Origin of the sequence: Nocardioides sp. L-11A, from assembly GCA_029961745.1 — a bacterium.
Lineage (GTDB): Bacteria > Actinomycetota > Actinomycetes > Propionibacteriales > Nocardioidaceae > Nocardioides.
On sequence record CP124680.1, the window covers coordinates 1,199,783 to 1,220,151 of the forward strand.

Consider the following 20,369-nt stretch of genomic DNA (forward strand, 5'->3'; position numbering starts at 1 on the left):
AGCGCGGACCGGAACATCACGCGGTTTTCGCGACGAGTTCCGAAAGTTTCCGAATCGTTGCATCATCGACGGTGCTCGGTCGTTGAACCGAGGTAGGCGAGACCACGAGGACCGGAGGACCGGATGGACGAGGACGCGTCCCGCACGCCGGAGGAGCAGCTCCTCGGCCGGGTGCGCGCCGGCGACACCGGCGCGTTCGAGGAGCTGTACCGCGACCACGTCGACGGCGCTCGCCACCTGGCCCGGATCCTCGTCGGCCCCGACGCGGCCGAGGAGCTGGTCGCGGAGTCGTTCTCCCGGGTGCTTGGGCAGCTCAGCTCCGGCGGCGGGCCCACCTCGAGCTTCCGCTCCTATCTGCACGTCACCATCCGCAACGGCTATCGCGACGGCCTGCGCTCGCAGCGCGAGTCGGTCGCGTCCGATCAGCCGTGGCTCTTCGAGCAGGCCGAGACCGGCGAGGTCACGCCGGAGGAGGCGGTCGAGGCGCTGGACGAGACCGTCGCGGTCGACGCCCTCGCCACGCTCCCCGAGAGCTGGCGCACGGTGCTGTGGCATGTCGAGGTCGAGGGGCGCAAGCCTGCCGAGGTCGCGACCCTGATGGACCTCAAGCCGCGTGCGGTCTCCTCCCTCGCGCACCGCGCCCGCGAGGGCCTCAAGCGCGCCTACCTCGATCTGCACGCCGGCCCCGAGCCGGACCGCGAGCAGTGCCGCTGGGTGCACACCCGGATGAGCCAGTACGCCCGCGGCGACCTCGGTGCCCGGGCCGAGCAGCGGTTCGGCGCCCATCTCGACGGCTGTGCCGACTGCCAGCGGGCCTTCCTCGTCGTCGACCGGGTCAACCAGAAGCTCGCCGCGCATCTCCTGCCCATCGTGCTGCTGGCCCTGCCGGCCGGGGCGAAGGGCGTGGCCTGGCTGGCCGGGGGAGCGGCGGCCGGCGCGGCCGGAGCCGCCGCCGGTACGCCGGGCGGCGGTGCCGCTGGTGCCTCGGGTGCCGCGGCGGGCGGCGGATCGAGCGCCCCGGTGGTGGCGGTCGCCGCCGCGGTCGCCGTGGCGGCCGTCGCCGCCGGCGCCTTCGCCCTGGTCGATCGTGACGGAGCCGACCGGTCGCCGGCGGCCTCGCGGCCGGTGGCCGAGGCGAGCTCCGCCGACCCGGCCCCGGCGCCCGGCGCCTCGGCAGAGGCTGCTCCGGGTGGCCCCGCGCCCGCTCCGGCGCCGGCCGACCCGCCCGCGGCGGACCCTGGCCCCGGGGACCCCGCGCCCGGCGCCTCCCCGCCGCCGCGCGACCCGGAGCCGCCCGCCGCGCCGCCCGCCGGGAAGGACCCGGCCACGGATCCGGGCACGGGTCCGGGCACGGATCCGGGCGGCGACCCTCCGGCGCCGTCCCAGGCTGAGGTCCCGGCCGCGCCTCCGGTCGCGCCGCCCGTCCCGCCGCCGGTGGAGGTGCCGCCCACGACGAAGCCGACCCCGACGGACTGTGGCGGGCGCCGGATCTGCGCCGGACCGGTCACGGTGACCCTGCCCGGCGACGGCCAGCGGGGCGCGAGCGTCGAGATCAACCTGCCGGGCCTGCCGATCACGATCTCGATCGGCCCGAGGGGCGGCGCGGGCGGTCGGCCGTAGCCGGGTCTCGCGCCAAAGGTTACTGGCTAGTAATCTAGGCCGCATGACCCAGGTCCACAGCCTCTGGAAGACGACCACGAACCTGCCCGTGGTCGGTGGCACCCTCGGCAAGCGCGTCTTCTCGATCGCGTTCAGCCAGAAGGCGCCGTACTTCGCCTCGATCCACCCGCGGGTGATCGAGCTGCGTCCCAACTACGCCTCGGTCGTCATCCCGAAGCGCCGCAGCGTCCAGAACCACATCGGCACGGTCCATGCGATCGCGCTGTGCAACGGCCTCGAGATGGCGATGGGCGGCCTCGCCGAGGTCACCATCCCGCGCGGCAAGCGCTGGATCCCCAAGGGCATGACCGTCTCCTACACCGCCAAGGCCACCGGCGACGTCACCTGCATCGCCGAGACCGACCAGGAGCAGTGGGACGGTGCCGAGGGCGACCTACCGGTGCGGGTGCGCGGCGAGCTGGCCGACGGCACCGTCGTCATCGACGGCACCATCGACCTGTGGGTGACCAGCAAGAAGAAGTAGCTCAGGCGCTGCCGGGACCGATGCCGGCGGCGCCCCCGGTGTTCTCGCCGTGGGTGGACAGGCCGGTCAGCGCGGTCATCCCGACGTCGAGGCGCCGGTGCTCGCCGACGAACCTCCGCTGCACCCAGGTGGCGATCGCCGTCAGGACCAGATTGACCGAGATGTAGAGGAACGACAGCACGATCGCGGTCTGCAGGTGAGTGCCGGGGAACTCGGTCCACATCGCCTTGCCGATATAGGTCAGGCCCGGCGCGATGATGTAGTAGCCGAGGCTGGTGTCCTTCAGTGCGACGACGCACTGGCTGATGATCGCCGGCAGCATGATCTTCACGGCCTGCGGCAGCAGGACGAGGTTCATCACCTGGGTCTTGCGCATCCCGATCGCGTAGGCCGCCTCGGCCTGGCCCTTCGGTACGGCGAGGACGCCGGCGCGGAACACCTCCGCCAGCACCGAGCCGTTGTAGAGGGTGAGGGCGAAGACCACCGACCAGTAGGGACCGAAGCCGTTGCCGACCCCCCAGCTGAAGAAGATGAAGATCATCAGCAACAGCACGGGCACGGCGCGGAAGAACTCCACGACGAGGGTGCACGCCCAGCGCACCGGCCGGTGGTCGGAGAGCTTCCCGACACCGAAGACCACACCGAAGACCACCGCGAGGACGATCGAGGTGAACGCCATCTGCAGCGTCTTCAGCAGCCCGTCGACGAGCAGTGCCTCGACGTACTTCGGCGTGACGAACTGCTCCCACTTCGCGTAGGCCAGCTCGCCCTCGGCGTCCATGAACGCCACCAGGCCGACGACCCCTGCCAGGATCGCGATCACCGTCACGACGCCGTAGATCCGGTGCCGGGCGACCGTACGCGGTCCGGGCGCGTCGAAGAGAACGGATCCGGTCATCAGCGGGCCGCCTTCCAGCGCCGCTCGAGGCCGACGGCGGCCACCGAGATGAGCTCGACGAGGATGATGTAGCCGACGGCGAACACCGCGAAGATCAGGATCGTGTCGTCGGCGTTGCGGTTGACGAAGTAGCGCATCCGCGCGGTCGCCTCCATGATGCCGAACACCGCGACCACCGAGGTGTTCTTGGTCATCGCGATGAGCGTGCTCGCCAGCGGCGGCACCGACGCGCGGAACGCCTGGGGGAGGACGACGTGGCGCATGTTCTGGGCGAAGGTCATGCCGATCGCCCGAGCGGCCTCCGCCTGGCCGAGTGGCACCGCGTTGACGCCGGAGCGGATCGCCTCGGCGATGAAGGGCGTGGTGTACAGGCTGACCGCGATGGTGCCCTTGACCAGGAAGGGCGCACCGACGAGGAGCCCGAGGTTGGGGGCGGCGAAGAAGACGAAGACGCAGACCACGAGCAGCGGTGTGTTGCGCACCAGGGTCACGTAGGTCGCCGCGAGCCCGCGCAGGACCGAGACCGGGCCCACCCGCAGGGCCGCGAGGAGGGTGCCGAGCACCATCGCCACCGCTCCGGAGAGCACGGCCAGCTGCACGGTCATCCAGAAGGCCTTCAGCACGAGGTCGAAGTTCGAGAACACGTCCTCCACGTACGGGTGCTCCTCTCGGGCTCGGGGCGGACCAGCGCGGGTGAGCGCGGGTCCGGCGCCGGGACGCGGCACCGGACCCGCGGCTCAGCCCTTCGTCAGGGGCAGGGATCCATCGCCGGCGGCTCCGGCGTCTCGACACCCGACTTGCCGAGGGTGATCTCGAACGCCTCGGCCCAGTCGCCGTCGTCCTCAGCTTCCGCGAGGGTGTCGACGATCCACTGGCACATCTCCGGGCTGTCCAGCGAGTAGCCGACGCCGTACCGCTCCTCGGAGAAGGGGTCGACGACGACCTTCAGGTCGTCGGGGTGCTCCGCGGCGTAGCCGAGCAGGATCGCGCCGTCGGTGGTCATCGCGTCGACGGTGCCGTTGAGGACCTGGTCGACGCACTCGGAGTAGGTGTCGAAGCCGCGTGGCGTGGCACCCTCGGCCTCGATGTTGTCCAACGAGGTGGAGCCGGTCACCGAGCAGACCTCGGTGCCCTTGACGTCGGCGAGCGAGGCGATGTCGCTGTCGGACTTCACCAGCAGCTGCTGACCGGTGACGTAGTAGGGGCCGGCCTGGCCGACGACCTGCTTGCGCTCGTCGGTGATCGAGTAGGACGCGATGACCAGGTCGACCTCGCCCTCCTGGAGGAACGCCTCGCGGTTGGCCGAGATGGTCTCGACCCAGTCGATGTCCTCCGGCGCGATGCCCAGGTCGGCGGCGAGGATCTTGCCGATCTCCGGGTCGAAGCCGACCGGGGTGTCGTCGGTCGCGCCCTTGAAACCGATGCCCGGCTGGTCGTACTTGACCCCGATCTTGATCGAGCCGGCGTCGGCGAGCTCACGCATCCGGGTGCCGGTGTCGAACTCCTCGGCCGCGTTGTCCTGGACGTCGACGTCGCGGCCCTTGTCGTCGTCGTCGCCGGCATCGCCACATGCGGCGAGCGTCGACGCCACGAGTACGGCGGCCGCGGCCACCTTCAGTCTGGTCAGTCGCATGCGATTCTCCTTCTCAGTGTTTGAGGATCTTGCCGAGGAAGTCCTTGGCCCGGTCGCTCTCCGGGCTCGTGAAGAAGGTCTCGGGATCGGTCGTCTCGAGGATCCGGCCGTCGGCCATGAAGACGACGCGATTGGCGGCGGTCCGCGCGAATCCCATCTCGTGGGTCACCACGATCATGGTCATCCCGCGCTCGGCGAGATCGACCATGACGTCCAGCACCTCCTTGATCATCTCCGGGTCCAGCGCCGAGGTGGGCTCGTCGAAGAGCATCACCTTCGGCTCCATGGCCAGGGCCCGGGCGATGGCGACCCGCTGCTGCTGGCCGCCCGAGAGCTGGGCGGGGTACTTGTCCGCCTGCGGGCCGACCCCGACCCGGTCGAGCAGCTCGCGGGCGCGCGCCTCGGCGTCGCCCTTCGTCTGCCCGCGCACCTTGATCGGGCCCAGGGTGACGTTCTGGAGGATCGTCTTGTGCGCGAACAGGTTGAAGCTCTGGAAGACCATGCCGACGTCGGCCCGGTGCCGGGCCAGAGCCCGTCCCTCCTGGGGCAGCGGTGCGCCGTCGACGAGGATCCGGCCGGAGTCGATCGGCTCGAGCCGGTTGATCGTGCGGCACAGCGTGGACTTGCCGGACCCGGACGGCCCGATCACGACGACGACCTCGCCGCGGTCGACCGTCAGGTCGATGTCCTGCAGGACGTGCAGTCCGCCGTAGTACTTCTGCACGCCGACGAGCTCGACAAGGGGCTCGCCCGAGTGGCGCGTGCTGCCAACCGGAGCGTCATCGGTCACGGTCATACGCTGGGACGCTAGTCCCGTGCATGCCGTCTCGGCTAGAGCCACCTGCCGCCGAGACCAAGTTGTGACACCCGGCGGGCGGCGTCACCATATGTCGGGCAGCACGCTGAGGGCGAGGCCGACGAGCAGCGCGAGGACGGCGAGGAGGGCGGCTCGGCGGCGCGCCTTCGCGGACACCGCGTGGTCGGCGTCGGTCAGCGGGTCCAGGCCCCGCTCCGCGCGCCAGGCGGTCTCCTCGCGGTCCCACTGCTCCGCGGGCGTCGAGGATCGCAGCATCGCGCCCAGGGTGAGCAGCAGCAGCGTGAACGCGCCCCCGGCCACCGTGAGCACGGTGAGGATCGCCGAGACGCCGCGGGTGCCGGTCCCGAACATCAGCCCCGCACCCATGCCCACCGAGGCGAGCAGCGCGAGGATGCTCAGCACGCTGCCGATGACCTCGTTGTTGCGGGCGACGAAGCCGGGCGGGACGGTCTCAGGCATGCCCCCGACCCTATCCGGGCGGTGTCGAGTGGGAGGAAGGGATTCGGGGCGACGCCGCCGCTCGCCGTACCCTGGACCGGTCATGAGCACCCTGCAGGAGCAGCCGCGGACCTACGAGGTCCGCACCTACGGCTGCCAGATGAACGTCCACGACTCCGAGCGCCTGTCCGGCCTGCTCGAGGACGCCGGCTACCTCCCGTTCGACCCCGACAAGGACGCGGCGGACGGGCAGGCCGAGTGTGCCGACATCGTCGTCTTCAACACCTGCGCCGTGCGGGAGAACGCCGACAACCGGCTCTACGGCAACCTCGGTCATCTTGCGCCGGTCAAGGCGAAGCGGCCCGGGATGCAGATCGCGGTGGGCGGCTGCATGGCGCAGAAGGACCGCGACACCGTCGTCAAGCGGGCGCCGTGGGTCGATGTCGTCTTCGGCACCCACAACATCGGCTCCCTGCCGGCGCTCCTCGATCGCGCGCGCAGCCAGCAGGAGGCGCAGGTCGAGATCCTCGAGTCGCTCGACGTCTTCCCTTCGACGCTGCCGACCAAGCGCGAGTCGGCGTACGCCGCCTGGGTGTCGGTGAGCGTCGGCTGCAACAACACCTGCACCTTCTGCATCGTGCCCAGCCTGCGCGGCAAGGAGAAGGACCGTCGGCCCGGCGAGATCCTCGCCGAGATCGAGGCGCTGGTCGCCGAGGGCGTCTCCGAGATCACGCTGCTGGGCCAGAACGTCAACGCCTACGGCGTGGAGTTCGGCGACCGCCAGGCGTTCTCCAAGCTGCTGCGGGCCTGCGGCGAGATCGAGGGCCTGGAGCGGGTCCGGTTCACCAGCCCCCACCCGGCCGAGTTCACCGACGACGTCATCGAGGCGATGGCCGAGACGCCCAACGTGATGCCGAGCCTGCACATGCCGTTGCAGTCCGGCTCGTCGAAGGTCCTCAAGGACATGCGCCGGTCCTACCGGCAGGACAGGTTCCTCGGCATCATCGAGCGGGTCCGCGCCGCGCTGCCCGACGCCGCGATCACCACCGACATCATCGTCGGGTTCCCCGGTGAGACCGAGGAGGACTTCCAGGAGACCCTCAAGGTCGTCCGGGAGGCCCGGTTCTCCGGCGCGTTCACCTTCCAGTACTCCAAGCGTCCCGGAACACCGGCCGCCACCCTGCCTGACCAGGTCGACCAGGCGGAGGTCACCGACCGCTACAACCGCCTCGTCGAGCTGGTCAACGAGATCACCTGGGACGAGAACAAGCGGCTGGTCGGCCGCGAGCTCGAGCTGATGGTCGCCGAGGGCGAGGGCCGCAAGGACGCCGAGACGCGCCGCCTCTCCGGCCGCGCCCCCGACAACCGGCTCGTGCACTTCGAGGCCGACTTCTCCCAGGTCGACGGCGAGCCGCGGCCCGGCGACATGGTCACCGTCGCGGTCACCTACGCCGCCCCGCACCATCTCGTCGCCGACGGGCCGGTGCGCGCGCTGCGGCGTACCCGTTCGGGCGACGCGTGGGAGCGCCGTACCGCCGAGCCGGTGGCGCCCCAGGGTGTCGGCCTCGGCATGCCCTCGATCGGCGCGCCCGCGCCGTTGCCCGACGCCCCGGTCTGCGGCTGACCCGTGCCGGCCGACGCTCCCACCATCGTCGCGACCTCGGGCGGGGTCGTGCCCGGCACCCGCACGAAGTGGTCCGTCGGCCCGTTGACCCGGTACGCCGTCGACCTGGCCGGCGTCGCTGGCCGCGCGCCGCGCGTGTGCTTCCTGGCCACGGCCTGCGGTGACGCGCCCGCCGTCGTGCGCGACTTCTACGACCTGGCGCAGGAGGCGGGCTTCCACGGCAGTCACCTGTCGCTCTTCACGATGCCCAATGTCGCCGACATCCGTGAGCACCTGCTCGCCCAGGACGTGATCTGGGTCTGGGGCGGCAGCGTCGCCGGCCTGCTCGCGATGTGGGAGCTGCACGGCGTCGGCGACGTGATGCGTGAGGCGTGGGAGGCCGGCGTCGTCCTGACCGGTGTCTCCGCCGGGTCGATCTGCTGGCACCGCGGCGGCACCACCGACTCGTTCGGCCCCGACCTGCGCCCGGTCACCAACGGGCTCGGTCTGGTGCCGTGGTCCAACGGTGTCCATTACGACTCCGAGGAGCAGCGTCGCCCGTTGTTCCAGGAGCTGATCGCGGCCGGCACGCTGCCGACCGGGTACGCCACCGACGACGGCGTCGGCCTGCACTACCGGGGCGCCGAGCTGGTCGAGGCGCTCACGGAGGAGCCCGGCAAGGCGGCGTACCTCGTCGAGCGGGCGGGCGGCGGTGGGGCGGTCGAGACCCGGCTGGAGACCCGGCTCCTACGCGGGTGACTCCTGCTCGGGCGGCACCTCGGGATTGCCCTTGGTGGCCTCGGTGTCGGTGTCCTCGGGCGCGACCGTCTCAGCGGGCAGCTCGTCGTCGGTGGCCGGGTTGTCCGCGGGACGCGGGTCCCGGGGCACGGTGCTGTAGGCCCCGTCGCCGCCGACCCCCTCGATCCGGTGCGGACCTCCCGGCGGCGGCGCGGGCGGCTCGGCGACCGGGGTGGGTGCGGGCGGCAGGCCCGACCCGTCGTCGTCGTTGCTCATGACTCTCCTCCCTAGGGGTCGGGAGCACCTGGAGGAGCGGTATCCGGCCGCGGCGGTTTCAACCGCCGCACGCGGGACGGATCAGAACCCGTGGTGGGTCAGCGCGGCCAGGTCGCCGCGGAGCAGCCCGGCGAGGACGACCGCCTCGTGCGGCACCACCGGGGAGGGCAGTCCGGCCAGCGGGAACCAGCGCAGGTCCGCGCATTTCGCCGGTTCCACGATCCGCGGCTCACCGGACCAGGAGCGGGCCGTGAAGAAGAAGTCGATCCGCTCGTCGATCGGCAGGTCGTGGGCGGTGCGCTGCATGGCGGTGGCGAAGGCGAGGTCGAGATCCTCCACCGCGATCTCCTCGAGCGCCTCCCGGCGGGCGGCGGCCTCGGCGGTCTCGCCGCGCTCGACGTGGCCCGCGGCGGCGGCGGCCCAGTGGCCGTCCATGTAGCCGGTGTCGCGGCGTAGCTGCAGGAGCACCTCGGTGCCGTCGCGCCCCGTCTCTCGCAGCAGGAAGACGTAGGAGGCGGGGACCACCGCGAAGCGGGTCTTCCCGGTCACGGGATCCTGGACGGTCACCGAGGTGCTCGCTGCTGCCGGCGTCGGCCGGTCAGTTGATGTCGTCGTTCTTGCCGTCGAGCGAGTCGAGGGCGTCCTTGGCCTTGTCGGCACCGAGCTCGATCTTGTCGTCGAACTTGCCGCCGGTCTTGTCGGAGGCGAAGTCGGCGGCCTTGTCCACCGCGTCGCCGATCTTGTCGCCCTGCTTGTCGACGGCGTCGGTCAGCTTGTCCTTGGCGTCATCGAGAAAGCCCACGAGAAACCCCCAGTGTGTGAGTGGGTACGACGGCCCGGTTCGGGCCACCGGGCACACCCTAGAGGATCAGGGAGTCGGCGGGGTGTCGTCGCCGTCCAGCTTGCCGAGCGCGTCCTTGGCCTTGTCGGTCGCGTTCTCGATCTTGTCGCGGTACTTGCCGCCCGTCTTGTCGTCGACGAAGCCGGCCGCCTTGTCCAGGCCCGACTCGATCTTGTCGCCGTGCTTGTCGACCGCCTCGCCGACCTTGTCGGCGACGGTGTGCTTGGCGCCCTTCAGCCTGTCCAGGAATCCCATCGTCAGCTCCTCGCGGTCCCGGCCCGAGTGGGCCGCCGGATGTGGGTCCTTGCCACACTAGCCCCATGCCGTCGAGCCCGACCACGCCGCCGATCGTGGCCATCGTCGGTCCGACCGCGAGCGGCAAGACCGCCCTCTCGCTCGACCTCGCCGAGGCCCTCCGGGGCGAGATCGTCAACACCGACGCGATGCAGGTCTACCGCGGCATGGACATCGGGACGGCGAAGCTGCCGCTCGCCGAGCGTCGCGGGATCCCGCACCACCTGCTCGACACCCTCGAGGTCCGGGACCCGGCCACGGTCGCGGAGTTCCAGGGCTGGGCGCGCGCCGTGATCGCGGACCTGCGTGCCCGCGGTGCGACGCCCGTGCTGGTGGGTGGGTCCGCGCTCTACACGCGGGCGATCCTCGACCGGTTCGACTTCCCCGGCACCGACCCCGCCGTCCGCGTGCGGCTGGAGGAGGAGCTCGCCGAGACGGGCAGTGCCGCCCTCCACGCGCGGCTGCGCGCGCTCGACCCCGCGGCGGCGGAGCGGATCGAGACCGAGAACGGCCGCCGGATCGTCCGCGCGCTGGAGGTCATCGAGATCACCGGCGCCCCGTTCAGCGCGAACCTCCCCGTCCAGGAGTACGTCGAGCCGCACACCGTCCAGCTCGGCGTCGCCATCGACCGCGAGGTGCTGGAGACCCGGATCGAGGCCCGCGTCCGGCAGATGTTCGACGACGGCCTGCTCGCCGAGGTCTCCCGCCTGCTCGAGGAGGGCCTGGCCGAGGGGCGCACCGCCGCGCTCGCCATCGGCTACCGCCAGGCGATCGCCGTCCTGGCCGGTGAGCTGAGCACCGACGAGGCGATCGAACGGACCGTCGTCGCCACCCGGCAGTTCGCCCGTCGGCAGCTGGCCTGGTGGCGCAACGATCCCCGGATCACCTGGCTGGAGTACGACGACCCGGACCGGGTGACGAGGGCGCTGTCGGTGGTCCGGACGGTGGGTGTGTCGGCGTAGCGTCATACGTTCCGTGGGCTAGAACCCACGGAACGTATGACGCTACGCCGATCAGCACCTCAGCGCAGCCGGGCGAGCGCTGCCTGCGCCGCGTGGAACCCGCCCATGCCGTGGACCCCCGCACCCGGTGGGGTGGCGGACGAGCAGAGGTAGACGCCCGGGACTCCGAGAGCATAGGGATTCAGCGCGGGGCGCGGCCGGAACACGATCTGCCGGGCGGTGTTGGCGCCGGCACTGATGTCGCCGCCGACGTAGTTGGGGTTGTAGGCCTCCCACTCCGCAGCGCCGCGGGTCGACACCGCGAGCACCCGGTCGCGGAAGCCGGGCGCGAACCGCTCGATCTGGCCGAGGATCGCGTCGGTGGCGTCGCCGGCGTACCCGTGGGGGACGTGCGCGTAGGCGTAGATCGGGTTCACACCGGTGGCGGAGCGGGACGGGTCGCAGAGGTACTGCTGACCGAGCAGCACGAACGGCCGCTCCGGCATCTCGCCACGCACGGTGGCCGCCTCCACGGCGGCGATCTCGGCGGCGCCGCCGCCGAGGTGGAGGGTGCCGGCGCGACCGCAGTCCGGGTTGGTCCAGGGGATGTCGCCCTCGATCGCGAGGTCGACCTTGAAGGCGGACGGCCCGTAGGAGTAGCGCGTCAGCGACCGGCGTACGCGGGTGGGCAGCCGCTCGCCCACGATCTCCAGGACGCCCGCCGGCGCGGTGTCGAGGATGACCACGTCGGGAGCGGTCCCGGCCAGGTCGCGCAGCTGGTCCAGCGAGGTGACCCGGACGCCCGTGACCACCGCCCCGCCGTACGACGCCAGCTCGGCCAGCAGCGCCCGGGTGATCGACTCCGTGCCGCCCTCGGCCACCGGCCAGCCGACGGCGTGCGCGGCCGCGGCGAGCATCAGCCCGACCGAGGCGCTGAGCGGCCGGTCGAGGCGTCCGAACTTGTGCGCGGCGACGCCGGTGAACAGCGCCCGGGCCGGTTCGTCGCGGAACCGGCGGCCGAGCACGGTCGCGGGCAGCAGTGCCTTCACCCCGAACCGGCCGAGGGTGACCGGGTGCCGCGGGACGTGCACGACCGGCTGGAACACCTCGGCGATCAGGTCGTCGAAGTTGCGCACCGCCGGGCCGAACATCCGCCTCCACGCGGCCGCGTCGACACCGAGCGCGGCGGCCGACGCGGTGAGGTCGCGGGTCGCGATGCCGGCCCGGCCGTCGTCGAGCGGGTGGGCCAGCTCGACCTCGGGCCATCGCCAGCGCAACCCGTGCCGCTCCAGGCCCAGCGACCGGAAGAACGGGGACGCGACCCCGGTCGGGTGGAACGCGGCGCAGTCGTCGTGCAGCAGGCCCGGCAGGGTGAGCTCGCTGGTCCGGGTCCCGCCGCCCGGGCGGGCGTGCGCCTCCACGACGGTGACGGCCAGCCCGGCGCGGGCCAGTTGGATCGCTGCGGCCAGGCCGTTGGGGCCGCTGCCCACGACGACGGCGGTGCTCACGCCACAGGATCCTTGCCGGTGGTGAGCGTGGACTGTCGTCCGTAGCCCGGCGCGGTCCAGGTGACGGCCAGCGGCACCGGCCCGTCGGGCAGCCACGGCTGCTCCCTCACGCAGTCGCGCACGTCCCAGGTGCCGCGTTCGACGATGCCGAGGGCTGCGTCGATGACGCGGTACTCCTGCGGCCGGGAGGTGCGCCACGGCGTCGCCTGCGACTCGCAGTAGGCCACGACGAGGTCGCCGGGCTCGAACCCGAGGCGCTTCTGCACGGCGGCGATCAACCGCTCGTCGTGCAGGTGGCCGTCGCCGAAGTTCCAGCCCACGAGGATGTTGCACATGAACTCGCCCTCGCGCACGTCGCGGGTCTCGAGATCGTCGAGGTGCTCGCGAAGCACCGAGAACAGGCCGCGGCCCTGGCTGTGCATCGAGCGCCAGGCGAGCGCCTTCTGCACGGTCATCTCGGCCTCGTCGGCGGTGTAGGTCATCCCCGGCATCCGCTGCAGCTGATCGTTCTGGGTCTCCACGAGCAGCAGCTCGTTGAGCCGCTGCTCCACGCCCGGCTTCATCGCCCAGACCGCCGAGGCCCAGTTGCCGGCGTACTGCCGCATGGAGGGGAGGAAGGACACCAGGTCGGGGCGCAGGTTGCCGAGGACCGGGCCGAACAGCAGAAGGGCGAAGATTGGCAGGAGCAGCAGCGGCTCGGAGAACTCCCAGATGTTGTACGTCGACGCGTCGAACCCGGCGCCGAGAGCGGTGCCGCCCCACAGCACGATCGCGATGTAGCCGAAGTACACGTTCCACTCGAGGGGCACGGCGAGGGGGAAGGTCGAGGTGATGTAGACGTGGAACACGAGCATGGCGATCGCGCCGAGCAGCGCGATCGTGTCGTTGGTCGTCACCAGCAGCACGATCGGGATGATGATCTCGACGGTGGTACCGCCGACGTGGGCCATGAACCACGCCAGCCGCGAGGGCCGGACGTCGTCGGGCGCGGCGCGGTAGTGGAGGCGCTTGACGGCGTTCAGCTGGCCGGGGCTGTTGGAGACCATCGGCGGCACCACGTTGATGAAGTGCTCGCCGATCTTGGAGACGCCGGCGCCGATCCACACCACGCAGATGATGATCTTGAACGCGACGACCAGGTTGACGAAGTCCGCGGCGGTCGCGCTGTCGCTCAGCGCGATCGCGCCGAGGGTGGCCGAGAAGAGCATGATCGGCAGGTACTGCTCGGAGCGTGCGGCGAGGAAGACCACCTTGTCCCGCAGGCCCATCAGCGGCATCGTCACCAGGATCGGCAGGAATGCCAGTGGCGGCACCAGCTCCTGCGGGCCGGTCCCGGCGGGCAGGAAGGGCACCGCCTCGGCGTGCACGACCAGCGGGTAGACGAGGCTGGCCAGCACGGCGACGTACAGGACGACGTCGGCGAAGGTCCGCTCGTCGCCGCCGGTGAGGGGGACACGGCGTCCCCACGGGGCCATCCGGATCGTGCCGGGGCGCAGCCAGTAGCGGATGTTGCCCAGCATCGGCGCGAAGTGGCCGCACAGCGGGCCGAACGCGCCGCCGAGGCCGATCACCTCGAGCAGCATCAGCCAGATGGCGAGCTTCTGGTAGACGACGACATTCTCGAACCAGGTGCCCGGGTCCGAGAACGCGACGTGGTCGGTCGTCCACGACGTGATCGCCAGGCCCACGGCGAAGTAGAGGCCGAGCATCTTGAGGATGTAGACGACGTGCAGCATCCGCGGGGTGTTGAACCCCTCGGTGACCCAGTTGGTGCTGAGCACCCGGATCCGCTCCTGGAGCGGCAGGGCGAGGAACTCCGCCGGTGGCATCGGCTCCGGCGCGGGCTTGAGGAATCCCATGGTCAGGCTCCGCTCAGTCGGGCCCGCAGCGCGGGCTTGTCGATCTTGCCGACGGGGTTCTTGGGAAGAGCATCCAGCACCTGGAGCGCCACCGGAACCTTGATCTTCGCGAGCTCCTCGCGACAGCGCGCGAGCAGGGCGTCGACGTCGATGGTCGTGCCGGGCCGCGCGGACACGAACCCGACCACCACCTCGCCGTACACCGGGTCGGGCCGGCCGACCACGGCCGCCTCGAGCACCTCGGGGGCGGCGTGCAGCACGTTCTCGACCTCCTGGGGATAGATGTTCTCCCCGCCCCGGATGATCATGTCCTTGATCCGGTCCACGATCCGGAGATAGCCGTCCTCGTCGAGGATCCCGACGTCGCCGGTGTGCAGCCAGCCGTCGCCCAGGGTCTCGGCGGTCGCCTCGGGGCGGTTGAGGTAGCCGCGCATGACGTTCGCGCCCTTGATCACGACCTCGCCGCGCTCGCCGGCCGGCACCAGGGTGCCGTCAGGTGCCATGACCGCGACGAGCTGGCCGGGCAGTGCCGGACCCACCGTGCCGGGCTTGCGCAGCCCGTCGACCGGGTTGCAGGTCGACGCGCAGGTGCCCTCGGAGAGGCCGTAGCCCTCGACCAACGGGAACCCGAACCGCTGCTCCACCGCCGCGAACAGCTCCGGCGGCGCGGGTGCCGCCCCGCAGATCGCGAAGCGCACGGAGCTGACGTCGGGCCGGACCTCCGCGGGCAGCGCGACCAGGTGGGAGTAGATCGTCGGCACCGCCGAGAAGTACGTCGGGCGTAGTCGCTCGATCGCCTCCAGGAACTCCACCGGGTGGAAGCGCGCCAGCACCGACAGCTGCGCGCCCACCGACATGGGCGTGAGCCAGCTGACGCAGATCGCGTTGACGTGGAACAGCGGCAGCACCAGCAGGCAGTGGTCGTCGGCGTCGATGCCGATGGCCTCGCCCATGCTGGAGATCATCGCGGCGACATTGCCGTGGTCGAGCATGACGCCCTTGGGTCGGCCGGTCGATCCGCTCGTGTAGACGAGCAGCGCCAGGTCGCCGGTCGAGGTGCCGGCCGGCGGCAGGGCGGGCGCGTCCGGCGAGGCGGCGCCGAGGTCGTCGACGGCGAGGGTGGTCGCCGAGCCGAGCCGGGCGCTCGGGTCGTCGGTCACCACGAGGATCGCGCCGGAGTCCTCGACCTGGTGCTCGGCCTCGGCGGCGGTGAAGGTCGGGTTGACGGGGGTCCCCGCCGCGCCCAGCCGCCAGGCCGCCATGATCGCCACCAGCAGCTCCACCCGGTTGGGCAGCATCACCGCGACCACCGACCCCCGGCCGACGCCCAGTCCGGCGAACTGCCGGGCCGCGGCGTCCACCCGGTCACCGAAGGCCCGATAGGTGAGCTCGGTCCGCTCGTCGCGGACACACGGGCGGTCGTCGTACGCCGCGGGGCGCAGCCAGGGCAGCCAGCTGAGGTGGTCGATGGTCATGGGGGGAATCTAGGACCGGCTCTGATCACGGCTCTTGGTCTCCCGAACCAAACTCCGGAGCGGATGAGGGCTCCGGCGGCCAAGGCGAACCCGCCTCTCCCTCTGACACCATGGCGTGACCGCCGTCACGCGTTGGTGCGATGATCCAAAGGAGGTAGGCCGTGTCAGACCCGGAGACCGAGATCCAGGGGATCGCGGCGCTGCTCGCCGAGCGCCAGATCGAGCTGACCGCCGAGCTGGTCGGCGCCTTCCGTGACCGGATTCCGGAGCTGCCGACCGACCCGGCACTGGTCGAGCTACTCGTCGGCAGCTCGGGCGCCAATCTCGAGACCTTCGTCCACCTGATGCGCGGACACATCCAGGTCAGGGACGTCCACGCGCCCACCGCGGCCGTGGAGTACGCCCGCCGCCTGGCGCAGCGAGGTACGCCGCCCAGTGCGCTGCTCCGCGCGTACCGGATCGGCCAGCAGCTGATCCTGCAGTGGGCACACGCCGAGATCACCCGCGGCATCGAGGACCCGACCCTCGCACTGCGGACCGCACAGCTGCTGACCGACACCTCCTTCCTCTACATCGACGCCGTGTCCGAGGACGTCGTGCAGGCCTACCAGGAGGAGCGCGAGCGCTGGCTGGCCAACCGCAGCGCCGTCCAGCGCGAGACCGTCGACGCGCTCCTGCGCGGCGACCGACTCGACCTCGCCGCGGCCGAGGTCGCGCTCGGGTACCGGCTGCGCCAGCACCATCTCGGCCTGGTGCTGTGGACCGCCCCCGGCGCCGACGACCTCGCGGATCTCACCGCCGTCGAGCGGACCGTCGCCCGGATCGCCGAGCGCATCGACGCCGCCGGCCAGCCGCTCTTCGTCCCCCGCGACCGCGAGACCGCCTGGGCCTGGCTCCCGATCGGTCGACGTGGCGAGGTCGACCCGGCCGCCGTCGACGAGGCCCTCGCCGCCGGCGAGGGCCAGGTACACGTCGCGGTCGGGTCCACCGGCGCCGGCGAGCCGGGTTTCCGGACCACCCACGAGGGCGCCGCCGCTGCCCACGCGGTCGCCCAGCTCGGCCAGCACCCCGCCGGCCGGGCGGTGAGCCACGCCGACCCGACCGTGCGCGCCGCCGCCCTGCTCGCCCGCGACCTGCCCGCCACCCGGCGCCTGGTCCTCGGCGCTCTCGGTGACCTCGCCGAGGACTCCGACGGTGCCGCCCGCCTGCGGGAGACGCTGCTTGCGTTCGTCGAGGAGCGGGAGAGCTATGTCGCCACCGCCGCCCGGGTGCACCTGCACAAGAACACCGTGAAGTACCGCGTGGACCGCGCCGTCGAGGCCCGCGGCAAGCCGCTCGGCGAGGAGCGACTCGATCTCGAGCTCGCGCTGATCGCCTGCCGCTGGCTCGGCCCCGAGGTGCTGGTCCGGCCGGCCGGCTGAGGCCTCGTCGGACATGCCGATGTCCCCGCAGGTGCGTGTCTCTGCGGGGTGTGGGGCGGGGTGGCTACTGGTCGGGTGGCGAGGTGGTCTGGATGGTTCTGATGGGGTGGGTGCCGCGGTGGTCGACCCGGAAGCGGTGGCCGTGGGGGCTGGTCCACACGTAGGTGGCCGGCATCGGGATGTCGTAGTGCCAGGTGGAGTGGGTCTTGGCGCGGTGGTGCCGTCGGCACAACGCGACCTCGTTGCAGGGGCAGGTGGGACCACCCTCGGCGTGGGGGCGGGTGTGGTCGAGGTCGCAGGCTTGGGCGGGTCGGGTGCAGTGCGGGAACCGGCAGGTGTGGTCCCGCAGGACCACCCGGGTGCGGTGGCGGTCGGGGATCTCATAGGACCCGACGGGGAGATGGTCGGCCAGGTCGATCACCGGACGCACGACCACCGTGGTGTGCCGGGCGCGGAGCCATTCCCGGATCTGGGTCGAGGTGATCGGGCAGCGGCCCTCCTCCCACCGTCCCACCGGGTTCGCGAACGGGTTCTGGCCGGTCAAAGTGGTGTCGGTGACGTGGACATTGAGGACCACCTTGCGTCCCGGCACGGTGTCCACGATCTCTCCGGTGTCGGGGTCGGGGATCAACAGGTCCAGGGCGAGGTCGTGGCGGGCGAGCTCGGCTGCGGCCTTGGACCGGCGCACGTCCAACGACGACTCGTCACCCAGCCGCCCGAGGACCTCGGCCCGCCGAGACACCGCCAGATTCAGGTCGTGCCCGTCGGCAGCGTCGAGGAGGCCGTCGAGGTGGACCAGGCCGTGCTCGTCGGTCTCGCTGATGTCGAAGTGCCGACCATCAGCTGCGGCCTGCCGTTCGGTCTCGGCCTTGTCGGGGTCGTACCGGATGATCGCTTCGGCGACGAGGCGTTCGAGTTGGGCCCAGCCGACGCCGGAGGCATCCCAGAGCTGCCGGTCGACGTACGCGGCTGCCTCAGCCGAGAGGGGGTGGGTGAGGTCGGCGATCCGTTCGGCCCGCCACGGAGCCAGCTTGCCGGTCTTCACGGCGGCGTAGACGTGGGGGAGTCGCCAGGCGCACTCGATCACTCGCCCGACGTACGCCCGACCACCATCGGGGGACCTGCCGAGCACGGCGACCAGCTCCATCAACCCGAACTCCGACACCAACGGTGCACCGTCACCGGCGATCGGGACGCCGGTGTCGAGGTAGCCCTCGGTGATGGTCGCGACCCCCTCGGGGCCGGCGGTCACGTGGTCGCTGGCCCATTCGACGATGCCGGCCCACTCACGGACCAGGGAGGCTTCCCGGCCTTCGACCTCGGCGCGCAGCCCGGACAGCAGCGAGGCTGTCGAACGGGCGTCGGTGGCGAGATCCATGACTGGATTCTCCCACCTGCCCACGACACTTCAAAGTGTCGCAAACCCGCCTGTGGACAGGCGAAACCCGATCCCGGGGATGTGGAGAATCAACGTCACGGTTCGTGACAGAAGTGCCCGACCAGCCGACCCGCGAACCGCAACCCGACCACCGGACCCAGCCATCCACCCACGGTCCTCGTCGCTGCCTTTCGGAACGCAACCGCCCATCCGACCGAAGCCCGAGCACAGCCCCAGGAAGACGACCGGGCAAAGAAGAACGACACCAGCCGATTCCGCCCACCGGACCGCAACCCGACCACCGAACCCAGCCATCCACCCACGGTCCTCGTCGCTGCCTCTCCGAACCCAACCGCCCACCCGACCGAAGCCCGAGCACAGCCCCAGGAAGACGACCGGGCCAAGAAGACCGACACCAGCCGATCCCGCCCACCGGACCGCAAGCCGACCACCGAACCCAGCCATCCACCCACGGTCCTCGTCGCTGCCTCTCCGAACGCAACCGCCCACCCGACCGAAGCCCGAGCACAGCCCCAGCGTGACCGGAGCAAGAACGGTCAAGCGACCGACCCCACCACCGAGCACACTGGACCCATGACCGGCCGTGACCGCCTCCGCGAGCTCCTCGACGCCGTGCTCGACGAGGACAACCGGACGCTCGCCGACATGGCGGGCGGAGCGTTCGCGTCGCCGTACCACTTCACCCGGGTGCTCTCGCGCGACGCCGGCGAGGCGCCGGTGGCGATGCGGCGGCGGGTGATGCTCGAGCGGGCGGCCTGGCGGATCCGGCAGGGCGACACCGTCACGGACGCCGCGTGGGAGGCGGGCTACGAGTCCGTGGAGGGGTTCAGCCGCGCGTTCACCCGGGCCTACGGACATCCGCCGAGCGAGGCGGGCGGGGACGACGGCAGCGTCTGGCTGCCCGCGGCCAACGGCATCCACTTCCATCCGCCCACGAGCCTGTGGGTCCACGCAGGAGAGCGAACGATGAGTCCCGTCACCGACCAGATGGTCCGCCACGACCTCGACGACACCCGCGCGCTGATCGAGCTCGCCAAGGGGCTCACCGACGCCGGCTGGCGCGAGGTCCGCGGCGCGGGCCACCAGGTGGCCGCGTGGGAGGGGCCCGAGGAGTCGCTCGCGGCCGTGCTCGAACGGACCGTGTTCGCCAAGGAGGTCTGGCTGGCGGCGATCGAGGGCACCGACTTCCCCGACGTCGACCGGTCGCCGACGCCGGCAGGGCTGCTGGAGCGGCACGACGCCGTCGCCGCCCGCTGGCTGGCGGCGGTCCGCGACATCGACCGGCGCGGCGCGTGGGACGACCGGATCGTCGACGCGCTGTGCGAGCCGCCGGAGTCGTTCGTGCTGAGCAGCATCGCGGCGCACGTCCTGACCTTCTCGGCCTACCGCCGCCAGCTGACCCGGGTCTGGTTGCGTGCGGCCGGGGTCGAGGCCGACGACGGCGATCCGATCACCTGGCTGCGCCGCGAGCTCGGGGAGGACCGATGAGCACCGTCTACTACACCGCCACCACCCTCGACGGCTTCCTCGCCGACCCGGACGACTCGCTCGCCTGGCTGTTGCGGCAGGAACTCGACGAGTCGGGCCCCCAGAACTACGGGGCCTTCATCGAGCGCATCGGCGCCCTGGTGATGGGCTCGACCACCTACGAGTGGGTGCTCGCCCATCTCGCCGAGACCGGCGAGGCCTGGTACTACGCGCAGCCCACCTGGGTGCTGACCTCCCGCGAGCTGGCCGCGCCCGACGGCGCGGACGTGCGCTTCGCGAAGGGCGACGTCACCGGCGTGTACGACGACCTGCGGGCCGCCGCGGGGGAGCGCGACGTGTGGGTGGTCGGTGGCGGTGACCTCGCCGGCCAGTTCGCCGACGCCGGACTGCTCGATGACGTGATCGTGTCGATCGCCCCGGTGGTCCTCGGTGCCGGTCGCCCGTTGCTCCCGCGCCGCCTGGACCTCAGTCTCGTGGAGACCGCCCGCAACGGCGCCTTCGTCACCGCCCGCTACCGCGTCGCCGGCCCGCTCGCGGAGGACCGTACGGGTTGACAGCGGGGGGATGGTGGAAGGGACTGGTCCAACTTCTCGGGAG

The 20,369-nt window shown here is 71.6% G+C and carries 21 protein-coding genes; 8 read left to right on the top strand and 13 right to left on the bottom strand.

All coding sequences use genetic code 11. From position 1 onward, the window contains the following. Positions 1-123 precede the first annotated feature (123 nt). Together QJ852_05555 and QJ852_05560 are read left to right on the top strand one after the other, a co-directional pair. Complete coding sequence (locus QJ852_05555; GenBank protein WGX97903.1) at positions 124-1,620, top strand: sigma-70 family RNA polymerase sigma factor; 1,497 nt, start codon at positions 124-126, stop codon at positions 1,618-1,620. 43 nt (positions 1,621-1,663) lie between these two features. Further along, on the top strand, positions 1,664-2,143 hold the full coding sequence (locus QJ852_05560) for a hotdog fold domain-containing protein (protein ID WGX97904.1): 480 nt from the start codon (positions 1,664-1,666) through the stop codon (positions 2,141-2,143). Position 2,144: 1 nt separating this feature from the next. Here the strand turns inward: QJ852_05560 and QJ852_05565 are convergent, their stop codons facing one another. The 5 genes from QJ852_05565 to QJ852_05585 all read right to left on the bottom strand — a co-directional run bounded on the left by QJ852_05565 (position 2,145) and on the right by QJ852_05585 (position 5,950). Continuing rightward, a complete protein-coding gene (locus QJ852_05565) occupies positions 2,145-3,041 on the bottom strand; it encodes an amino acid ABC transporter permease (GenBank protein WGX97905.1) in 897 nt (298 codons plus the stop codon). Next, a complete protein-coding gene (locus tag QJ852_05570; GenBank protein WGX97906.1) occupies positions 3,041-3,694 on the bottom strand; it encodes an amino acid ABC transporter permease in 654 nt (217 codons plus the stop codon). Before QJ852_05570 ends, QJ852_05565 begins: the two co-directional genes overlap by 1 nt. Positions 3,695-3,789: 95 nt before the next feature. Beyond that, on the bottom strand, positions 3,790-4,674 hold the full coding sequence (locus QJ852_05575) for a glutamate ABC transporter substrate-binding protein (protein ID WGX97907.1): 885 nt from the start codon (positions 4,672-4,674) through the stop codon (positions 3,790-3,792). 13 nt (positions 4,675-4,687) lie between these two features. Next, positions 4,688-5,470: an amino acid ABC transporter ATP-binding protein gene (locus tag QJ852_05580; GenBank protein ID WGX97908.1), complete on the bottom strand. Its 783-nt coding sequence runs from the start codon at positions 5,468-5,470 to the stop codon at positions 4,688-4,690. Positions 5,471-5,554: 84 nt separating this feature from the next. After that, positions 5,555-5,950 (bottom strand): hypothetical protein, encoded by a 396-nt coding sequence (locus QJ852_05585; protein ID WGX97909.1) that lies wholly within the window; start codon positions 5,948-5,950, stop codon positions 5,555-5,557. A gap of 82 nt (positions 5,951-6,032) precedes the next feature. Between QJ852_05585 and miaB the strand changes: the two genes are divergently transcribed. Both miaB and QJ852_05595 read left to right on the top strand, forming a co-directional pair. Then, positions 6,033-7,553, top strand: coding sequence for a tRNA (N6-isopentenyl adenosine(37)-C2)-methylthiotransferase MiaB (gene miaB, locus QJ852_05590; GenBank protein WGX97910.1), 1,521 nt, complete (start codon positions 6,033-6,035; stop codon positions 7,551-7,553). Between the two features lie 3 nt (positions 7,554-7,556). After that, the gene (locus QJ852_05595; protein WGX97911.1) at positions 7,557-8,291 is read left to right on the top strand and encodes a peptidase E; all 735 of its coding nucleotides are present in this window, start codon (positions 7,557-7,559) and stop codon (positions 8,289-8,291) included. Here QJ852_05595 and QJ852_05600 read toward each other — a convergent pair. The 4 genes from QJ852_05600 to QJ852_05615 form a co-directional block, all read right to left on the bottom strand. Then, positions 8,280-8,546 carry a hypothetical protein gene (locus QJ852_05600; protein WGX97912.1) on the bottom strand — a complete coding sequence of 89 codons (267 nt, stop codon included), beginning with the start codon at positions 8,544-8,546 and terminating at the stop codon, positions 8,280-8,282. The genes QJ852_05595 and QJ852_05600 overlap by 12 nt on opposite strands. Positions 8,547-8,627: 81 nt before the next feature. After that, complete coding sequence (locus tag QJ852_05605; protein WGX97913.1) at positions 8,628-9,095, bottom strand: NUDIX domain-containing protein; 468 nt, start codon at positions 9,093-9,095, stop codon at positions 8,628-8,630. 49 nt (positions 9,096-9,144) lie between these two features. Beyond that, the gene (locus QJ852_05610; protein WGX97914.1) at positions 9,145-9,348 is read right to left on the bottom strand and encodes an antitoxin; all 204 of its coding nucleotides are present in this window, start codon (positions 9,346-9,348) and stop codon (positions 9,145-9,147) included. 66 nt (positions 9,349-9,414) lie between these two features. Beyond that, entirely contained in the window at positions 9,415-9,642 is a 228-nt protein-coding gene (locus QJ852_05615; protein WGX97915.1) for an antitoxin, read from the bottom strand. 65 nt (positions 9,643-9,707) lie between these two features. Here QJ852_05615 and miaA point away from each other — a divergent pair, with 65 nt between their 5' ends. After that, complete coding sequence (gene miaA / locus QJ852_05620) at positions 9,708-10,643, top strand: tRNA (adenosine(37)-N6)-dimethylallyltransferase MiaA (GenBank protein ID WGX97916.1); 936 nt, start codon at positions 9,708-9,710, stop codon at positions 10,641-10,643. A gap of 59 nt (positions 10,644-10,702) precedes the next feature. On the opposite strand, the gene QJ852_05625 is transcribed toward miaA, so the two are convergent. The 3 genes from QJ852_05625 to QJ852_05635 are packed head-to-tail and all read right to left on the bottom strand — an operon-like array spanning position 10,703 to position 15,464. Then, positions 10,703-12,130: an NAD(P)/FAD-dependent oxidoreductase gene (locus QJ852_05625; protein ID WGX97917.1), complete on the bottom strand. Its 1,428-nt coding sequence runs from the start codon at positions 12,128-12,130 to the stop codon at positions 10,703-10,705. Beyond that, a complete protein-coding gene (locus QJ852_05630; GenBank protein WGX97918.1) occupies positions 12,127-13,989 on the bottom strand; it encodes a DUF3556 domain-containing protein in 1,863 nt (620 codons plus the stop codon). Before QJ852_05630 ends, QJ852_05625 begins: the two co-directional genes overlap by 4 nt. Before the next feature lie 2 nt (positions 13,990-13,991). After that, on the bottom strand, positions 13,992-15,464 hold the full coding sequence (locus QJ852_05635; GenBank protein WGX97919.1) for an AMP-binding protein: 1,473 nt from the start codon (positions 15,462-15,464) through the stop codon (positions 13,992-13,994). A 161-nt stretch (positions 15,465-15,625) separates the two neighbouring features. On the opposite strand from QJ852_05635, the gene QJ852_05640 reads away from it, so the two are divergent. Next, positions 15,626-16,885, top strand: coding sequence for a helix-turn-helix domain-containing protein (locus tag QJ852_05640; GenBank protein WGX97920.1), 1,260 nt, complete (start codon positions 15,626-15,628; stop codon positions 16,883-16,885). 64 nt (positions 16,886-16,949) lie between these two features. On the opposite strand, the gene QJ852_05645 is transcribed toward QJ852_05640, so the two are convergent. Beyond that, entirely contained in the window at positions 16,950-18,263 is a 1,314-nt protein-coding gene (locus QJ852_05645) for an HNH endonuclease (protein ID WGX97921.1), read from the bottom strand. 594 nt (positions 18,264-18,857) lie between these two features. Between QJ852_05645 and QJ852_05650 the strand changes: the two genes are divergently transcribed. After that, positions 18,858-19,772, top strand: coding sequence for a helix-turn-helix transcriptional regulator (locus QJ852_05650; GenBank protein ID WGX97922.1), 915 nt, complete (start codon positions 18,858-18,860; stop codon positions 19,770-19,772). After that, positions 19,769-20,326 (top strand): dihydrofolate reductase family protein, encoded by a 558-nt coding sequence (locus QJ852_05655; protein ID WGX97923.1) that lies wholly within the window; start codon positions 19,769-19,771, stop codon positions 20,324-20,326. Before QJ852_05650 ends, QJ852_05655 begins: the two co-directional genes overlap by 4 nt. Positions 20,327-20,369: the final 43 nt, after the last annotated feature.

Coding starts and splice junctions, on each gene's coding strand:
- QJ852_05555 (WGX97903.1), top strand. CDS start 124: ATGGACGAGGACGCGTCCCGCACGCCGGAGGAGCAGCTCCTCGGCCGG.
- QJ852_05560 (WGX97904.1), top strand. CDS start 1,664: ATGACCCAGGTCCACAGCCTCTGGAAGACGACCACGAACCTGCCCGTG.
- QJ852_05565 (WGX97905.1), bottom strand. CDS start 3,041: ATGACCGGATCCGTTCTCTTCGACGCGCCCGGACCGCGTACGGTCGCC.
- QJ852_05575 (WGX97907.1), bottom strand. CDS start 4,674: ATGCGACTGACCAGACTGAAGGTGGCCGCGGCCGCCGTACTCGTGGCG.
- QJ852_05580 (WGX97908.1), bottom strand. CDS start 5,470: ATGACCGTGACCGATGACGCTCCGGTTGGCAGCACGCGCCACTCGGGC.
- QJ852_05585 (WGX97909.1), bottom strand. CDS start 5,950: ATGCCTGAGACCGTCCCGCCCGGCTTCGTCGCCCGCAACAACGAGGTC.
- miaB (WGX97910.1), top strand. CDS start 6,033: ATGAGCACCCTGCAGGAGCAGCCGCGGACCTACGAGGTCCGCACCTAC.
- QJ852_05600 (WGX97912.1), bottom strand. CDS start 8,546: ATGAGCAACGACGACGACGGGTCGGGCCTGCCGCCCGCACCCACCCCG.
- QJ852_05615 (WGX97915.1), bottom strand. CDS start 9,642: ATGGGATTCCTGGACAGGCTGAAGGGCGCCAAGCACACCGTCGCCGAC.
- miaA (WGX97916.1), top strand. CDS start 9,708: ATGCCGTCGAGCCCGACCACGCCGCCGATCGTGGCCATCGTCGGTCCG.
- QJ852_05630 (WGX97918.1), bottom strand. CDS start 13,989: ATGGGATTCCTCAAGCCCGCGCCGGAGCCGATGCCACCGGCGGAGTTC.
- QJ852_05635 (WGX97919.1), bottom strand. CDS start 15,464: ATGACCATCGACCACCTCAGCTGGCTGCCCTGGCTGCGCCCCGCGGCG.
- QJ852_05645 (WGX97921.1), bottom strand. CDS start 18,263: ATGGATCTCGCCACCGACGCCCGTTCGACAGCCTCGCTGCTGTCCGGG.
- QJ852_05650 (WGX97922.1), top strand. CDS start 18,858: ATGACCGGCCGTGACCGCCTCCGCGAGCTCCTCGACGCCGTGCTCGAC.
- QJ852_05655 (WGX97923.1), top strand. CDS start 19,769: ATGAGCACCGTCTACTACACCGCCACCACCCTCGACGGCTTCCTCGCC.